Raw genomic sequence first — 15,442 nt, 5'->3', positions numbered from 1 at the left:
ATCTGAGCCACGTCACGACAGTAGCGACCGGCGGCGGCTCGCACACGACGGTTGCGCCCGCGCTCGGGCCTGTGCAAACGAGCCCGGGGAGCGCGCGCCGACGCGTCGAGGCGGGTCCGCGTCCCGCCGATCCGCGGTGGCCGGGGTCCGCTAGGGTGACCGAGCGCGACCGCCCCGGTGCTCCGCGACCGGGCGCTCCGGGGTCCGCAGAGAGTCGAGGGGTGCCGTGAAGGCGATCCGCCGCTTCATCGTCCGCTCCGTCCTCCCGCCCGAGCTCTCGGCTCTGGGCGATCTGGCGGGCAATCTGCGCTGGGCCTGGCACGAGCCCGCCCGGCGCTTGTTCGAGCGGGTCGATCCGGAGCTGTGGCGGAGCGGGGGAGCGGACCCCACCGCCCTGCTCGGAGCGGTGAGCCCCGAGCGCCTCGCGGAGCTGGCGGGGGACCAGGGCTTCGTCGACGAGGCGTGGCGCCTCCGCGACGAGCTGGAGCGCTACCGCACCGAGCCGCGGTGGTACCAGTCGCTGCCGGAGTCCGCCCCGCGCTCGATCGCCTACTTCTCGCCGGAGTTCGGGATCGCGGCGGCGCTGCCCCAGTACTCCGGCGGACTCGGCATCCTCGCCGGCGACCACCTGAAGGCCTCCTCGGACCTGGGCGTGCCGCTCACCGGCGTGGGCCTCTTCTACCGGTCGGGCTACTTCTCGCAGAAGCTCTCCGCCGACGGCTGGCAGCTCGAGTCCTACCCCTCGCTCGATCCCGACGGGCTGCCGCTGCGCGTCGTCCGTCTCGCCGACGGCTCGCCCGCCCGCATCGTGCTGGCGCTCCCCGAGGGACGCGCGCTCTACGCCCGGGTCTGGCGCGCGGAGGTCGGCCGGGTGACCCTCCTCCTGCTCGACACCGACATCCCCGAGAACGAGGACTCGCTCCGTTCCGTCACCGACCGCCTCTACGGCGGCGGGGGCGAGCACCGCCTGCTGCAGGAGCTGCTGCTGGGCATCGGCGGAGTCCGCGCGCTCGAGCTCTGGGCCGAGGTCTCGGGCGGCGTCCTCCCGGAGGTGTTCCACACCAACGAGGGGCACGCCGGCTTCCAGGGGCTCGAGCGCATCTCCGGCCTGATCGGCGCGGGCCTGGACTTCGACCAGGCTCTCCAGGTGGTGCGGGCGAGCACGGTCTTCACCACGCACACTCCGGTGCCGGCGGGCATCGACCGCTTCGACCGCGGGATGATCGAGGAGTACTTCTCCACGGAGCTGCTCCCGGGCGTGCAGGTCGAGGACGTGCTCGCGCTGGGCGCCGAGCCGGGGGACTCCGGGACGGCGTTCAACATGGCGTACATGGGCCTGCGGCTCGCGCAGCGCTCCAACGGCGTCTCGACGCTGCACGGCGAGGTCAGCCGCTCGATGTTCTCGAGCCTCTGGCCCGGCTTCGAGACGGCGGAGGTGCCGATCGGCTCGGTGACGAACGGCGTCCACGCGGCCACCTGGACCGATCCGATCCTCCGGCGGCTCGCGGAGGAGCGGCTCGGCACCGACGACACGACGCGGGCCGACTGGGCCTCGGGCGCGCTCGGCGACACCGAGCTGTGGGCCGCGCGCCGCGCGATGCGAGAGCAGCTGGTGCAGGACGCCCGCCGCCGGGCCGCCCGCTCCTGGCGCGAGCAGAACCCGGGCGGCCTCCCGCCGGCCTGGCTCGACGAGCTGCTGGACCCGGACGTGCTCACCATCGGCTTCGCACGGCGGGTGCCGACCTACAAGCGGCTGACCCTGATGCTCCACGACCCCGAGCGTCTGCGGGCGCTGCTCACCCACCCGCAGCACCCGATCCAGATCGTCATCGCGGGCAAGTCCCACCCGGCCGACGAGGAGGGGAAGCGCCTGATCCAGCGGCTCGTCCGCTTCGCGCAGGAGCCGGACGTGCGCCGCAGGATCGTCTTCCTGCCGGACTACGACATCGCGATGGCGCAGCTGCTCTACCCGGGCACCGACGTCTGGCTCAACAACCCGCTGCGCCCGCTCGAGGCGTGCGGCACCTCGGGGATGAAGGCGGCGCTCAACGGCTCGCTCAACCTCTCGATCCTCGACGGCTGGTGGAACGAGTACTTCGACGGCGAGAACGGCTGGGCGATCCCCTCCTCCGACCGCGCGCTCGACCCGGAGGCCCGCGACACGCTCGAGGCCGAGGCGCTCTACGAGATGCTCGAGACCGAGGTCGTTCCGCGCTACTACGAGCGCGATCACGACGGCGTGCCCCGGCGGTGGGTGCGCTCGATCCGGCACACCCTCGCGACCCTCTCGCCCGAGCTCTCCGCCGAGCGGATGGTGCGCCAGTACATCGAGGCGCTCTACTCGCCGGCCGCCGAGGCCGGGCGCGCCGTCGCCGCCGACCACTTCGAGCCGGCCAAGGAGCTGGCGACCTGGAAGCGGCGGGTCCGCGCCGGCTGGCCCGGGGTCGCGGTCGCGTCCGTCGAGTCCGGCGGGATCGACGCGGTGCCCCAGCGCGGGGACCGGCTCGCCGTGCGCGCGGGCGTGCGCCTGGGCGAGCTCTCGCCGGCGGACGTCTCGGTCGAGGTCGTGTACGGGACGACGGCCGCTGACGGCTCGCTCACCGAGGTCCGCCACCACGAGCTCGAGGTGGTCGAGGAGTCGGGTGCCGTAGTGCCGGCCGACGCGGTCGGGCGCGTGCCCTACGCCGGAGTGGTCACCCTCGACCGCAGCGGCTCCTTCGGCTACACCGTCCGCGTCGTGCCGCGGCATCCCCTCCTGGCCCGCTCCGCCGAGCTGGGCCTGGCCTCCGCCGCCGGCTGACCCCGCCCGGTCCCTCTCCGCGAGATGCCGCTCCGGTGCGCCTTCCTCGGCGTCTCGCGGACCGGAGTGGGATCTCGCGGGAGGAGGACGGCGCATGGAGCGAAACGGCGCCCGGAGGAGGACGGCGGGGGAGCAGGGGTCAGCGCGCGATGTCGGCGAGGAGGGCGGCCGTCGCGGCGACGAGGTCGGCGGGGGCGAGCTCGATGTCGAAGCCCCGGCGCCCGCCCGAGACGAGCACCGTGTCGTGGAGCTCGACGGTCTCGTCGATGACGGTGCGGTGCAGCGTCCTCTGCCCGAGCGGCGAGATGCCGCCGAGGACGTAGCCGGTCCGGCGCTGGGCCAGCGCGGGGTCGGCCATCGCCGCCCGCCTGCCTCCGACCGCGGCCGCGAGCTCCTTCAGCCCGAGCGAGCCGGTGACGGGCACGACGCCCACCACGAGCTCCCCGTCCACGTCGACCATCAGGGTCTTGAACACGCGCTCCGGCTCGACGCCGAGCGCCTCGGCCGCCTCGAGACCGTAGCGCGTCGTGGCCGGGTCGTGCCGGTACTGGCGGGGAGTGAAGGGGACGCCCGCCGCCGTCAGCGCGACGGTCGCCGGGGTCCCCGGCCCGCTCCGCGCCATCAGGCGGCCTGCTCGGCCGCCGGCCCGTGCGCGGCGAAGAGCTGCATCGAGGTGCCGGCCACGCGGATGACCTGCCCCGGCTCGAACGACTCGCCGTGCTCCAGCGGCTCCGGCTCCTCGCTGTTCCACAGGCGCGTGTAGCCGGTGACCCCCTCGCCCTCGGCGAGCACGACCGTGGTGTCCTGCTCGACGCCGTGCACCACCAGCAGGACGCGGTCCGGCTCGCCCTCGACCGGCGTCGAGGCCGCGAGGTACTGCAGCGTCCGGTTGGCGGCGGAGGTCCAGTCGTGCTCGCTCATCCCGCGCCCGTGGGCGTCGAACCACGTCATGGTCGTGGCGCCCGGCTCGCTCGCGTCGCCGCTGCCGTAGCGGGAGGGACGCAGCGCCGGGTGCTCGCGCCGCAGGCGCAGCAGGGTGCGCGTGTGCGCGCGAAGGGCGAGCTGCCAGTCGGCCAGACCCTCCCAGCGCACCCAGGTCAGGTCCGAGTCCTGGCAGTAGGCGTTGTTGTTGCCGCGCTGGCTGCGACCGGTCTCGTCGCCCGCCGTGATCATCGGCACGCCGGCCGACAGCAGCAGGGTGCCGAGGAGGTTACGCATCGCCTTGCGCCGCGCCAGCGTGATCCGCTCGTCGGTGGTGGGGCCCTCGAAGCCGTGGTTGAAGGAGCGGTTGGTGTCGGCTCCGTCGCGGTTCGACTCGCCGTTGCCGATGTTGTGCTTGACGTTGTACGAGACCAGGTCCGCCAGCGTGAAGCCGTCGTGCGCGGTGACGAAGTTGACCGACGCGAGGGGGCCCCGCTCCGCCGAGAAGGTGTTGGAGGAGCCCGAGAGCCGGGTCGCGAAGCCGCCGATGCCGACGGGTGCCGTGCCGGCGCGGCGGGCGTAGTCGATGTCCGAGAGCCAGAAGTTGCGGGCGCGGTCGCGGTAGCGGTCGTTCCACTCCGACCACCCGGCCGGGAAGTTCCCCGTCTGCCAGCCGCCCATTCCCACGTCCCAGGGCTCGGCGATCATCTTCACGCCGGCCAGCGCCGGATCCTCGACCGCGGCCCGCAGCAGCGGGTGGTCGCTCCGGAAGTGCGCGATCTCGTCGCGGCCGAGGGTCGCGGCCAGGTCGAGCCGGAAGCCGTCGATCCCGACCTCGCCCGACCAGTAGCGCATCGAGTCCAGCGCGAGGCGCTGCGCCGCGGGCCGGCCGAAGTCGATCGTGTTCCCGCAGCCGGTGACGTCCACGTAGTGGCCCTCGGGCGTCTGGCGGTACCAGCCTGCGTCGTCGATCCCGCGCAGGCTCGACATCGGCCCGCCCGGCCCCTCCTCGGCGGTGTGGTTGTAGACCACGTCCAGGATCACCTCGAGGCCGGCCTCGTGCAGGAGCTTCACCATCCCCTTGAACTCGCGGAGCACCGCGGTCGGTCCGCCGCGCTGCGCGGTGGAGGAGGCGTACGCGGCGTGCGGGGCGAAGAAGTTCAGCGTGTTGTAGCCCCAGTAGTTGGTCAGCCCCTGCCGCAGCAGGCGCTGCTCCGACACGAACGCGTGCACGGGCAGCAGCTCGACCGCCGTCACGCCCAGCTCGAGCAGTGCCGAGACCGTCGACTCGTGCGCCAGGCCGGCGTAGGTGCCGCGCAGCTCCACGGGCAGCACCGGGTTCAGCCGGGTCAGCCCCTTCACATGCGCCTCGTAGATCACGGTGCGGTCCATCGGGGTGCCGGGCCGGGAGGAGGAGCCCCAGTCGAACGCGTCGTCCACGACGACCGAGCGCCACTCGTTCTCCGCCACCCGGTGCAGGCCGCGGGAGTACGGCTCCAGCAGGGCCCGGCGGGGGTCGAAGCGGTGCCGGGGGCCCGTCGGCCCGTCGACGCGCAGGGCGTAGCGGCGGCCGGGGGCCAGCAGATCGGAGCGCGCGGACCAGACCGCGGCGTCGTCGCGCGCCAGCGGGACCGTGCGGGTCACCCAGGTCGGGTCCTTCTCGTCGTACAGCAGCAGATCGACGGCGCTCGCGCTCTCGGACCAGACCCGCAGCTCACCGCCCTGATCGTCCACGGTCACGCCGAGCCGGGCCAGGGGATCGTGAGAGGTCATGCGACTTACAGTAGTGACGGGCACCGGCTCCCTCCGTGCCCCCGACACGGGACGAAGGGCTGCTGTGATCTACCTCGACCACGCCGCGACCACCCCGCTGCGCGCCTCGGCGCTCGCCGCGTTCGCGGAGGCGTCCGCCCACGCCGGCAACCCCTCCTCCGTCCACGGCTCCGGCCAGGAGGCGCGCCGCCGGCTGGAGGACGCCCGGTCGGCGCTCGCCGGGGTGCTCGGCTGCGAGCCGATCGAGGTGATCCTCACCGCCGGCGGCACCGAGGCGGTCAACCTCGGGATCAAGGGCCTCTACTGGCAGCGCCGGAGCGAGGACCCGGCCCGCGTCCGGGTCCTGGTCGCCGAGGGGGAGCACCACGCGACGCTCGACTCGGCCGCCTGGCTCGCCGAGCACGAGGGCGCCGTCCTCGAGTGGCTGCCGCTCGACGACGAGGGCACCCTGCGGCCGGAGGCGCTCGCCGCGGCGCTGGAGGAGGACCCCGGATCGGTCGCCCTGGTCACGGTGCTCTGGGTCAACAACGAGATCGGGACGATCAACCCGATCGCCGAGCTGGCGGCGGTGTGCGCCCGCGCCGGCGTCCCCCTCCACGTCGACGCGGTCGCCGCCCTCGGGCACGTGCCGCTGCGGATCGCCGAGATCCGCCGCGCCTCCGGCTCCGGGCGCGGCGCGGGACTGGCCGCCGTCAGCGTCTCGGGTCACAAGGTCGGCGGGCCGATCGCGACCGGTGCGCTCGTGCTCGCCCGCGACGCCCGCGTGGTCCCGGTGCTGCACGGAGGCGGACAGCAGCGGGGCGTCCGCTCCGGCACTCAGGACGTGCCGGGTGCCGCGGCCTTCGCCGCCGCCGCGGTCGAGGCGGACGCCGAGCTGTCGGCGGAGGCGCGGCGCCTGACAGCCCTGCGGGACCGGCTCGTCGCGGGCGTCCTCGCCGCCGTGCCGGGGGCGACCCTGACCGGGCCCGCCCTCGACTCCGGACGCCGGGTCGCCAACAACGCGCACCTCGCCTTCCCCGGTGCGCAGGGCGACTCCCTCCTCTTCCTCCTCGACACCGCGGGCGTCTCCGTCTCGACCGGGTCCGCCTGCACGGCGGGGATCCCGGAGCCCTCGCACGTGGTCCTCGCGCTCGGCCGGAGCGAGGACGAGGCCCGCGGGGTGCTCCGGATGACGCTCGGCCACACCTCGACCGACGCGGACGTCGACGCCCTCCTGGCCGCGCTGCCCGGCGCCTACGCCCGCGCCGCCCGAGCCGGACTCTCGAACCGCGCGGTGCTGCCCGCCTGAACCCCTGCCGGCCGCGCCCGCGGGAAACGTAGACTCGCACGGTGAAGGTTCTGGCGGCGATGAGCGGTGGAGTGGACTCGGCGGTGGCCGCGGCCCGCGCGGTGGAGGCGGGGCACGACGTGGTGGGCGTGCACCTCGCCCTGAGCAGGATGCCCGGCACGCTGCGCACCGGCAGCCGGGGGTGCTGCACGATCGAGGACTCGATGGACGCGCAGCGCGCCGCGAACGTCCTCGGCATCCCGTACTACGTGTGGGACTTCTCCGAGCGGTTCAAGCTGGACGTCGTCGACGACTTCGTCGCCGAGTACTCGGCGGGCCGCACCCCGAACCCCTGCATGCGCTGCAACGAGCGGATCAAGTTCGCCGCCCTGCTCGAGAAGGCTCTCGACCTCGGCTTCGACGCCGTCTGCACCGGCCACTACGCCTCCCTCCGCACCGCCGCCGACGGCTCCCCGGAGCTCCATCGCGCGAGCGACGAGGCGAAGGACCAGTCCTACGTCCTCGGCGTGCTGACGGAGCAGCAGCTGCGGCACTCGATGTTCCCGCTCGGCTCCACGCCGTCCAAGGCGATCGTGCGCGCGGAGGCGGCGGAGCGGGGCCTCAGCGTCGCGAGCAAGCCCGACAGCTACGACATCTGCTTCATCCCCGACGGCGACACCCGCGGCTGGCTCGCCGAGCGCGTCGCCCCCGAGACCGGAGCGGTCGTCGATCGGGACGGCGCGGTGGTCGGCTCCCACGAGGGCGCCCACGGGTACACGGTGGGCCAGCGCCGGGGCCTGCACCTCGGCGTCCCCGCGCCCGACGGACGGCCCCGCTTCGTCCTGGAGGTGCGGCCGGTGAGCAACGAGGTCGTGGTCGGTCCGCGCGAGGCTCTGCGCATCGGCGAGATCGCCGGCGAGCGGTTCACCTGGGCGGGCGCCGCTCCCGAGGACGCCGACGCGCCCTTCCGCTGCGACGTCCAGATCCGCGCGCACGCCGACCCGGTCCCCGCCTCCGCGGTGGTGTCGCACGTCGATGGCAGGGTGGAGCTCGTGATCACTCCGGACTCGCCGCTCGACGGCGTCGCCCCCGGCCAGACGGCCGTCGTCTACCTCGGCACCCGCGTGCTGGGCCAGTGCACGATCGACCGCACGGTCGCTGCCGACGCCGCGGTGCTCCGATGAGCGCCATCGAGCCCGCCGCCCGCGTCGAGGAGCTGCGGGCGCGGATCCGGTCGGCGAGCGACGACTACTACGCGGCCGACTCCTCGCCGCTGTCCGACGCCGAGTACGACGCCCTGGTGCGCGAGCTCGCCGCGCTCGAGGCCGAGCACCCCGAGCTCGCCGCCGAGGACTCGCCGACGCGGACGGTCGGCGGGATCGTCGGAGCGGGCCTCGCCCCGATCGACCACGCCGAGCGGATGCTCTCCCTCGACAACGTGTTCTCGGCCGAGGAGCTGCGCGAGTGGTGCGAGAAGACGGTGGCCTCGGCCGACCGCCCCGTCGCCTGGCTCACGGAGCTCAAGATCGACGGGCTCGCGATCTCCCTCCACTACGAGAACGGCCGCCTCGTCACGGCGGCGACCCGCGGTGACGGCCGCACCGGCGAGGACGTCACCGTCAACGCCCTCCGCGTCGCGGGCATCCCCGAGCGCCTCTCCGGTGAGGGCCACCCGGCACTCGTCGAGGTCCGCGGCGAGGTCTTCATCCCCGTGGCCGCCTTCGCCGAGCTGAACGCCCTCCAGGAGACGCTGCGCGACGAGGCGGTCGAGGAGGCGCGGACCCGCTGGTCGACCCGCCCGGCCGCCACCCGCGGCGTCTTCGAGGAGGAGAAGGCGCGCACGAGCGCGCTGCGGCGCTTCCCGACCTTCGCCAACCCGCGGAACGCGGCGAGCGGCGGCCTCCGCCAGCAGCTCGACAAGAAGTCGGGTCTCGACCTGCGCGCCGGCGAGGCGCGCGTCGGCTCCCTCGCGCTCTACGTGCACGGCATCGGCGCCTGGCCGGACCCGCCGGTCGCGACCCAGTCCGAGGTCTACGGGCTCCTCTCCTCCTGGGGACTGCCGGTCAGCGGCCACAACCGCGTCTCGGCCTCGGTGGAGGAGGTGCTCGCCTTCGTCGAGCGCTACGGCCGCGAGCGGCACTCGGTCGAGCACGAGATCGACGGCGTGGTCGTGAAGGTGGACGAGCTCGAGCTGCACGACGAGCTCGGCGCCACCAGCCGGGCGCCGCGCTGGGCGATCGCCTACAAGTACCCGCCCGAGGAGGTCCACACGACGCTCCTCGACATCGTCGTGAGCGTCGGGCGCACCGGCCGCGCGACGCCGTTCGCCCAGATGACCAAGGTGAAGGTCGCGGGGTCCGAGGTGCGCCAGGCCACGCTGCACAACGCCGACGTGGTCAAGGCCAAGGGCGTGCTCATCGGCGACACGGTCGTGCTGCGGAAGGCCGGGGACGTCATCCCCGAGGTGCTCGGCCCGGTGGTGGAGCTCCGCGACGGCTCCGAGCGCGAGTTCGTGATGCCGACGCAGTGCCCCGAGTGCGGCACCACGCTCGCTCCGGCTAAGGAGGGCGACGTCGACCTGCGCTGCCCCAACGCGGAGTCCTGCCCCGCGCAGGTCCGCGGACGCGTCGAGCACATCGGCAGCCGCGGCGCGCTCGACATCGAGGCGCTCGGCGAGGTCAGCGCCGCCGCCCTGACCCAGCCCCTGGTGCCCGCCGAGCCGCCGCTGCGGACCGAGGCCGGCCTGTTCGAGCTCACGGTCGCCGATCTCTTCCCGATCGAGGTCGTCGTCCGCGACTCCGAGACGGGTCTGCAGAAGCTCGACGCGAAGGGCGATCCGAAGGTCGTCACGCCCTTCAAGCGCAAGCGGCAGCTCGCCAAGGACGGCGCCTTCGACCCGGAGGCGGGAGCCTTCGCGGGGGACACCGCCTCCGTGCCCTCCACCAACGCCCTGCGGCTGATCGAGAACATCGAGCGGGCGAAGACCAAGGAGCTGTGGCGCCTGCTGGTCTCGCTCAGCATCCGGCACGTCGGCCCGGTCGCGGCGCGCGCGCTGGCGCGCTACTTCGGCTCGCTCGACGCGATCCGCGGGGCGAGCCGCGACGAGCTCGCCGCGGTCGACGGGGTGGGCGGGATCATCGCCGACGCCCTGATCGCCTGGTTCGAGGTCGACTGGCACGTCGAGATCGTCGACCGCTGGGCTGCGGCCGGAGTGCGCTTCGCCACGCCCGGCCACCCCGGTCCCGGTGCCGCGGACGCCGCCGGCGGGGTGCTCGCGGGTCTCACGGTCGTGGCGACCGGCAGCCTGGAGGGGTACTCCCGCGAGGGGGCGCAGGAGGCCATCCTCGCGGCCGGCGGCAAGGCCGGCTCGAGCGTCTCCAAGAAGACCGACTACGTCGCCGCCGGTCCCGGCGCCGGCAGCAAGCTCGGCAAGGCCGAGGCCCTGGGGCTCCGGATCATCACCGCGGCCGAGTTCCACCTGCTGGTGACGGAGGGACCGGACGCGATCGCGCTGCCGGAGGAGGCGTCCGCCGATGCTCCGGAGGAGGCCGCCGCCGGTCCGGACGGGGACGCCGCCGGCGCATCGCGGTCCGGCGCCTCGCCGGAGGACGACGCCGTGCCGGACACCGACGCCGTCCCGGAGACCGACGCCGTCCCGGACGCGGCCGCCCCGAGCACGGAGGAGCCGACCGGGCCCGATGCCTGACGCGGGCGGCGGGGAGCGGCGTGCGTTCCTGCGCCGCTCCCTCGCCGACGCAGCGTCGCTCGCGCTCGACGCCGCGGCTCGGCCCACCGCCGCCGAGCGCCGGACCGCCGAGGTGCTCGGGCGGATCGACCACGTGGTCGTGCTCTCCTTCGCCGGCCGCAGCCGCGACCAGGTCCTCGGCGCGCTCGACGATCCGGACGGCCCGGTGTTCACCGGTGATACGGACGCCGTGATGACCGCGCCCGGCCCGGACGATCCTCCGGGCGCGCGCTTCGCCCCCGAGATGCTGCCGGTGCACGCGCTCCTCGCCAGGGCCTTCGCCCGGGCCGACCACTGGCGCGCCGACGGCCGCGATCCGCTGCCGGCGGCCCTGCGCGCGGCCCGGGAGACCGGCACCGGCTGGGCTCTCGCGGTCGACGAGCGGCAGGGCGTCTCGACCACGCTCCTCGCCGATCCGGAGTGGCGCCACCGCGACCCGGGCGCCGCCGGCTCCCGCGGCGGGCGCCTCCTTCCCATCGACGCGCTGGCCGCCGAGGCCGCAGCCGGCACCCTGCCTCCGCTCGTCCTGGTCGAGCCGCGGTCCCTCGTCGATCCGGCCGACTTCGCCGACGCCGCAGCCGCCGGCACCGATCGATCCGCTGATGCGCGCCTCGCGGAGCAGCTGCTGCACGTCGTGTTCGACGCCGTCCGCGACGGGGAGCGGGTGGGGCGGCGGATGCTGCTCCTCGTCACCGCGCGGGGGAGCGCGGAGCGGCCCGGCACGGTGCCGGCGCTCGTGCTCGCCTCGGCCGTCCCCTCGGGTGCACGGATCGGCGTGCCGCTCGGTCCGGAGACTCCCGCGCAGCTCGTCCGCGCCCGGGCGGGCGTGCGCCGGGCCCTCGTCGATCCGCAGGTCCGAGAGCTGGCCGCACTCCTCAGCGGTCCCGACCGCCCCCTCGCGCGCTGGCCCCGCACGGCGCCGGCTTTCGCGCAGCCCGCGCCGGTCGGGCGGCGCCTCCGCGACGCGGCCCGCCGCGCGCACGTCGACCCCGAGCCGGAGGCCGGACTGCTCGCCCGCGTTCGAGCCGCCGTCCCGGGCGCGTCGCTACACTCCGAGCAGGCGCAGGCGGCGCAGGAGAGGCGGCGGAGATGACCAGCGAGCGGACTCCCTCGGAGCACGACGACGGAGCTCCCCGCTCCCGCTCGCGCCGCCGCTTCCTGGCCGGCACCGCCGCCGCCGGAGTCGGAGCCGGAGCCCTCGCCGGCGGCGCGATCGGCGCGGCCGTCGCCTCCGGCCCCCGCCGCGAGGAGGAGCCGCGACTGCCCGCCCGCACGGAGCCGGGATTCGACCACGTCGTCGTGATCATGTTCGAGAACCGCTCCTTCGACAACGTCCTCGGCCGTCTCTACGGACCGGACGACCTGCCCGCGGGCGAGAGCTTCGAGGGCCTCCTCCCCGACGAGCGGACGAACACCAGCGCCGGGGGACTGACCGTCGGCACGCACGTCTACGAGGGCGCCACCGACTCCGTGATGCGCCAGCCCGACCCGGACCCGGGCGAGGAGTACCCGCACGTCAACACCCAGCTCTTCGGCACGGTGGATCCGCCCGAGAACGCCGGCCGCACCGTCGGCGCCATGACCGCGCCCTTCAACGCGCCCGCCGACGCCTCCGCCCCGACGATGAGCGGCTTCCTCGAGGACTACGTCCAGCACCTGAGGGTGATGAAGAAGGGGCAGGAGCCCACGGCGGAGGAGGCGCGGACGATCATGGGCGGCTTCTCGCCGGAGATGCTGCCCGTCTTCTCCACCCTCGCCCGCGAGTTCGCCGTCTTCGACCAGTGGTTCTGCGCCGTCCCCTCCCAGACCTTCTGCAACAGGTCCTTCCTGCACGCGTCGACCTCGCACGGCTTCGTCACCAACAAGCAGGGCGGCGGCTACGAGAAGTGGCTCGCGGACGACCTGGCCGACGCGCCGACGGTGTTCAACCGCCTCGAGGAGGCGGGGAGGACCTGGCGCGTCTACTTCGACGCGCTGCAGGTGGTCTCCTACACCGGCTTCCTGCACGCGCCGGTGCTCGAGAAGTACTGGAAGACCCACTTCTCGACGATGGACCGCTTCTACGCCGACGTGGAGAACGGCGAGCTGCCCGACTACGCCTTCCTCGAGCCGCGGCTCGTCTTCGACCACAACGACATGCACCCGCCGACCGGCGTCCTGCACGAGGACGAGGTCGACGGCACGCCCGTCTACGACAGCGCGCTGTCCGACGTCCGCGCCGGCGAGCTGCTGCTGCACCAGGTGTACTCGGCGATCCGGGAGAGCGCGAGCACGACCGGCTCGAACGCGGTGAACACGCTCCTGCTGGCGACCTTCGACGAGCACGGCGGCCTCTACGACCACGTCCCCCCGCCGTCGGCGACTCCGCCGGGCGACGGCCGCGAGGGCGAGATGGGCTTCGCCTTCGACCGGCTCGGCTGCCGCGTGCCGGCGATCGCGGTCTCGGCGTACACGAGGGCCGGCACGATCGTGCACGACGAGCTGCACCACGGCGCCGTGATCCGGACTCTCAGCGCCCTGCACGGCCTCGAGCCGCTGACCGCTCGCGATGCCTCCGCCCCCGACCTCTTCGGGGTGCTGACCCTGGACGAGCCGCGGCAGATCGGCGACTGGCCGACCACGGTGCCGCAGTACCTGCCCCCGAACCCCGAGGCGGCGCCCGCGCATCCGGCGCACGTGAACCGCGACAAGCCGCTGAGCCCGCCCGCCGTCGGCCTGATGGGCCTGCTGCTGGCCCGGTACGGCGAGCCCGGCGAGGACCTGCCGACCACCTACGAGGGCGCGTACAACGCACTCCTGAAGCACGGCTCCAGCCTCTTCGGCGGCTCCTGACGGGCGGGCGGCACGGGCGGAGGCGGTGCGGGCGCGCCGAGTAGACTGGCGGCCGGAAATCCCCCCGAACCACCAGACGGAGACGCATGTCCGAGATCACGGCCGACACGGTCGCCCATCTGGCCCAGCTGGCCAGGATCGACCTCACTTCCGACGAGATCGGGAGCCTCACCAGGGAGCTCGGCCAGATCGTCGACTCCGTGCGCGCGGTCCAGGCCGTCGCCACGCCCGAGGTGCCGGCGACCAGCCACCCGATCCCGCTCGAGAACGTCTTCCGGCCCGACGTGGTCGGCGAGACCCTCACGCTCGAGCAGGCGCTCTCCGGCGCGCCCGAGCACGACGGCAGCCGCTTCCAGGTCTCCGCGATCCTGGGGGAGGAGCAGTGAGCGCGCACGGCGACGAGCTCGTCCGCCTCAGCGCGTCCGCCCTCTCCGAGAAGCTGGCCGACGGCTCGGTCTCCTCGGTCGAGGCCACCCGCGCCCACCTCGAGCGCATCGACGCGGTCGACGGAGCGGTCCGCGCCTTCCTCCACGTCGCGCGCGAGGGCGCGGTCGCGTCCGCCGAGGCGATCGACCGCCGGCGGGCCGACGGCGAGTCGCTGCACCCCCTCGCCGGAGTGCCTCTCGCGGTCAAGGACGTCATCGTCACGAACGACATGCCGACCACGAGCGGCTCCCGCATCCTCGAGGGCTGGCGCCCGCCCTACGACGCGACCGTCATGCGCAAGGTCCGCGAGGCCGGGCTGGTCCCGATCGGCAAGACCAACATGGACGAGTTCGCGATGGGCTCGACCACCGAGCGCAGCGCCTACGGCCCCACCCACAACCCGTGGGACCTCGACCGCATCCCCGGCGGCTCCGGCGGCGGATCCGCCGCGGCCGTCGCGAGCTACGAGGCGCCCCTGGCCCTCGGCTCCGACACCGGGGGATCGATCCGCCAGCCCGCGCACGTGACCGGCACCGTCGGCGTGAAGCCGACCTACGGCGGCGTGTCCCGCTACGGAGCGATCGCGCTCGCCTCGAGCCTCGACCAGATCGGCCCGGTCTCCCGGACGGTCCTCGACTCCGCGCTGCTGCACGACGTCATCGCGGGCCACGACCCGCGCGACTCGACCTCGCTGCGCGACTCCTGGCCCTCCTTCGCCGACGCGGTGCGCCGCGCCGACGTGACGGGCCTCCGGATCGGCGTGGTCAAGGAGCTCGACGGCGGCGAGGGCTTCCAGCCCGGCGTGCTGGCGCGCTTCCACGAGGCCCTCGAGATCCTTCAGGGCGCCGGAGCCGAGGTCGTCGAGGTGAGCCTCCCGAGCGTCGAGCACGCGGTCGCCGCCTACTACCTGATCCTCCCCGCGGAGGCCTCCAGCAACCTCGCCAAGTTCGACTCGGTCCGGTTCGGCCTCCGGGTCACGCCGGAGGGCGGCGGCACGGTCGAGCAGGTCATGTCCGCGACCCGCGAGCAGGGCTTCGGCCCCGAGGTCAAGCGCCGGATCATCCTCGGCACCTACGCCCTCTCGGCCGGCTACTACGACGCCTACTACGGCAGCGCGCAGAAGGTCCGGACCCTGGTGCAGCGGGACTTCGACGCGGCCTTCGCGGACGTCGACGTGATCGCCTCGCCGACGGCACCGACGACCGCCTACCGCCTCGGCGAGAAGCTCGACGACCCGCTGGCGATGTACCGCGGCGACGTCGCGACTATCCCGGCGAACCTGGCCGGCATCCCCGGCATCTCCGTCCCCGCCGGCCTCGCCGACGAGGACGGGCTGCCCGTCGGCATCCAGTTCCTCGCTCCCGCCCGGGAGGACGTGCGCCTCTACACCGTGGGCGCCGCGCTCGAGGCGCTGCTCGAGGAGAAGTGGGGCCGCCCGCTCCTCGCGCAGGCCCCCGACCTGACCCACTCCGTGCTCTCCGCGACCGAGGAAGGTGCCGTCTGATGGCCTCCGCGCACACGTCCGCTCCCGAGCTGATGGACTACGACGAGGTCTTCGAGACCTTCGAGCCGGTGCTCGGCTTCGAGGTGCACGTCGAGCTCAACACGAAGACCAAGATGTTCTCGGACGCGCCGAACGAGTTCGGGTCCGAGCCCAACACGAACGTGACCCCGGTCG

Annotated in this window: 11 protein-coding genes; 9 read left to right on the top strand and 2 right to left on the bottom strand. The window is 74.2% G+C overall.

The genetic code is table 11. From position 1 onward, the window contains the following. Window positions 1-226: 226 nt before the first annotated feature. Complete coding sequence (glgP, locus tag C5C39_RS06655; protein ID WP_104352951.1) at window positions 227-2,800, top strand: alpha-glucan family phosphorylase; 2,574 nt, start codon at window positions 227-229, stop codon at window positions 2,798-2,800. Between the two features lie 139 nt (window positions 2,801-2,939). On the opposite strand, the gene ybaK is transcribed toward glgP, so the two are convergent. After that, complete coding sequence (ybaK, locus tag C5C39_RS06650; protein ID WP_104347838.1) at window positions 2,940-3,422, bottom strand: Cys-tRNA(Pro) deacylase; 483 nt, start codon at window positions 3,420-3,422, stop codon at window positions 2,940-2,942. Beyond that, window positions 3,422-5,494 carry a glycogen debranching protein GlgX gene (gene glgX / locus C5C39_RS06645; RefSeq protein WP_104352950.1) on the bottom strand — a complete coding sequence of 691 codons (2,073 nt, stop codon included), beginning with the start codon at window positions 5,492-5,494 and terminating at the stop codon, window positions 3,422-3,424. The genes ybaK and glgX overlap by 1 nt, the downstream gene beginning before the upstream one ends. Here glgX and C5C39_RS06640 point away from each other — a divergent pair. The 8 genes from C5C39_RS06640 to C5C39_RS17190 all read left to right on the top strand — a co-directional run. Continuing rightward, window positions 5,493-6,782 (top strand): cysteine desulfurase family protein, encoded by a 1,290-nt coding sequence (locus tag C5C39_RS06640; protein ID WP_104352949.1) that lies wholly within the window; start codon window positions 5,493-5,495, stop codon window positions 6,780-6,782. The two genes, glgX and C5C39_RS06640, sit on opposite strands and share 2 nt — an antisense overlap. A 41-nt stretch (window positions 6,783-6,823) precedes the next feature. After that, complete coding sequence (gene mnmA, locus C5C39_RS06635; protein ID WP_181028759.1) at window positions 6,824-7,945, top strand: tRNA 2-thiouridine(34) synthase MnmA; 1,122 nt, start codon at window positions 6,824-6,826, stop codon at window positions 7,943-7,945. Further along, on the top strand, window positions 7,942-10,467 hold the full coding sequence (gene ligA / locus C5C39_RS06630) for an NAD-dependent DNA ligase LigA (RefSeq protein WP_104352948.1): 2,526 nt from the start codon (window positions 7,942-7,944) through the stop codon (window positions 10,465-10,467). Before mnmA ends, ligA begins: the two co-directional genes overlap by 4 nt. Further along, window positions 10,460-11,599: a hypothetical protein gene (locus tag C5C39_RS06625; protein ID WP_104352947.1), complete on the top strand. Its 1,140-nt coding sequence runs from the start codon at window positions 10,460-10,462 to the stop codon at window positions 11,597-11,599. The genes ligA and C5C39_RS06625 overlap by 8 nt, the downstream gene beginning before the upstream one ends. After that, window positions 11,596-13,338, top strand: coding sequence for an alkaline phosphatase family protein (locus C5C39_RS06620; protein WP_104288336.1), 1,743 nt, complete (start codon window positions 11,596-11,598; stop codon window positions 13,336-13,338). The genes C5C39_RS06625 and C5C39_RS06620 overlap by 4 nt, the downstream gene beginning before the upstream one ends. An 86-nt stretch (window positions 13,339-13,424) precedes the next feature. Next, window positions 13,425-13,724, top strand: a complete 300-nt coding sequence (gene gatC, locus C5C39_RS06615) for an Asp-tRNA(Asn)/Glu-tRNA(Gln) amidotransferase subunit GatC (RefSeq protein WP_104226848.1) — start codon at window positions 13,425-13,427, stop codon at window positions 13,722-13,724. Continuing rightward, a complete protein-coding gene (gene gatA / locus C5C39_RS06610; protein WP_104352946.1) occupies window positions 13,721-15,268 on the top strand; it encodes an Asp-tRNA(Asn)/Glu-tRNA(Gln) amidotransferase subunit GatA in 1,548 nt (515 codons plus the stop codon). The genes gatC and gatA overlap by 4 nt, the downstream gene beginning before the upstream one ends. 32 nt (window positions 15,269-15,300) lie before the next feature. Further along, window positions 15,301-15,442: hypothetical protein (locus C5C39_RS17190; protein ID WP_258075792.1), on the top strand; the 142-nt coding region annotated here is incomplete at its 3' end.

It is taken from the genome of Rathayibacter sp. AY1F3 (assembly GCF_002931975.1).
Classification (GTDB): domain Bacteria; phylum Actinomycetota; class Actinomycetes; order Actinomycetales; family Microbacteriaceae; genus Rathayibacter.
The sequence above is the reverse complement of the archived record's forward strand: the minus strand, read 5'-3'. Positions and strand labels throughout refer to the sequence as shown.

Coding starts and splice junctions, on each gene's coding strand:
- ligA (WP_104352948.1), top strand. CDS start 7,942: ATGAGCGCCATCGAGCCCGCCGCCCGCGTCGAGGAGCTGCGGGCGCGG.
- C5C39_RS06620 (WP_104288336.1), top strand. CDS start 11,596: ATGACCAGCGAGCGGACTCCCTCGGAGCACGACGACGGAGCTCCCCGC.
- gatC (WP_104226848.1), top strand. CDS start 13,425: ATGTCCGAGATCACGGCCGACACGGTCGCCCATCTGGCCCAGCTGGCC.
- ybaK (WP_104347838.1), bottom strand. CDS start 3,422: ATGGCGCGGAGCGGGCCGGGGACCCCGGCGACCGTCGCGCTGACGGCG.
- C5C39_RS06640 (WP_104352949.1), top strand. CDS start 5,493: ATGCGACTTACAGTAGTGACGGGCACCGGCTCCCTCCGTGCCCCCGAC.
- glgX (WP_104352950.1), bottom strand. CDS start 5,494: ATGACCTCTCACGATCCCCTGGCCCGGCTCGGCGTGACCGTGGACGAT.
- C5C39_RS06625 (WP_104352947.1), top strand. CDS start 10,460: ATGCCTGACGCGGGCGGCGGGGAGCGGCGTGCGTTCCTGCGCCGCTCC.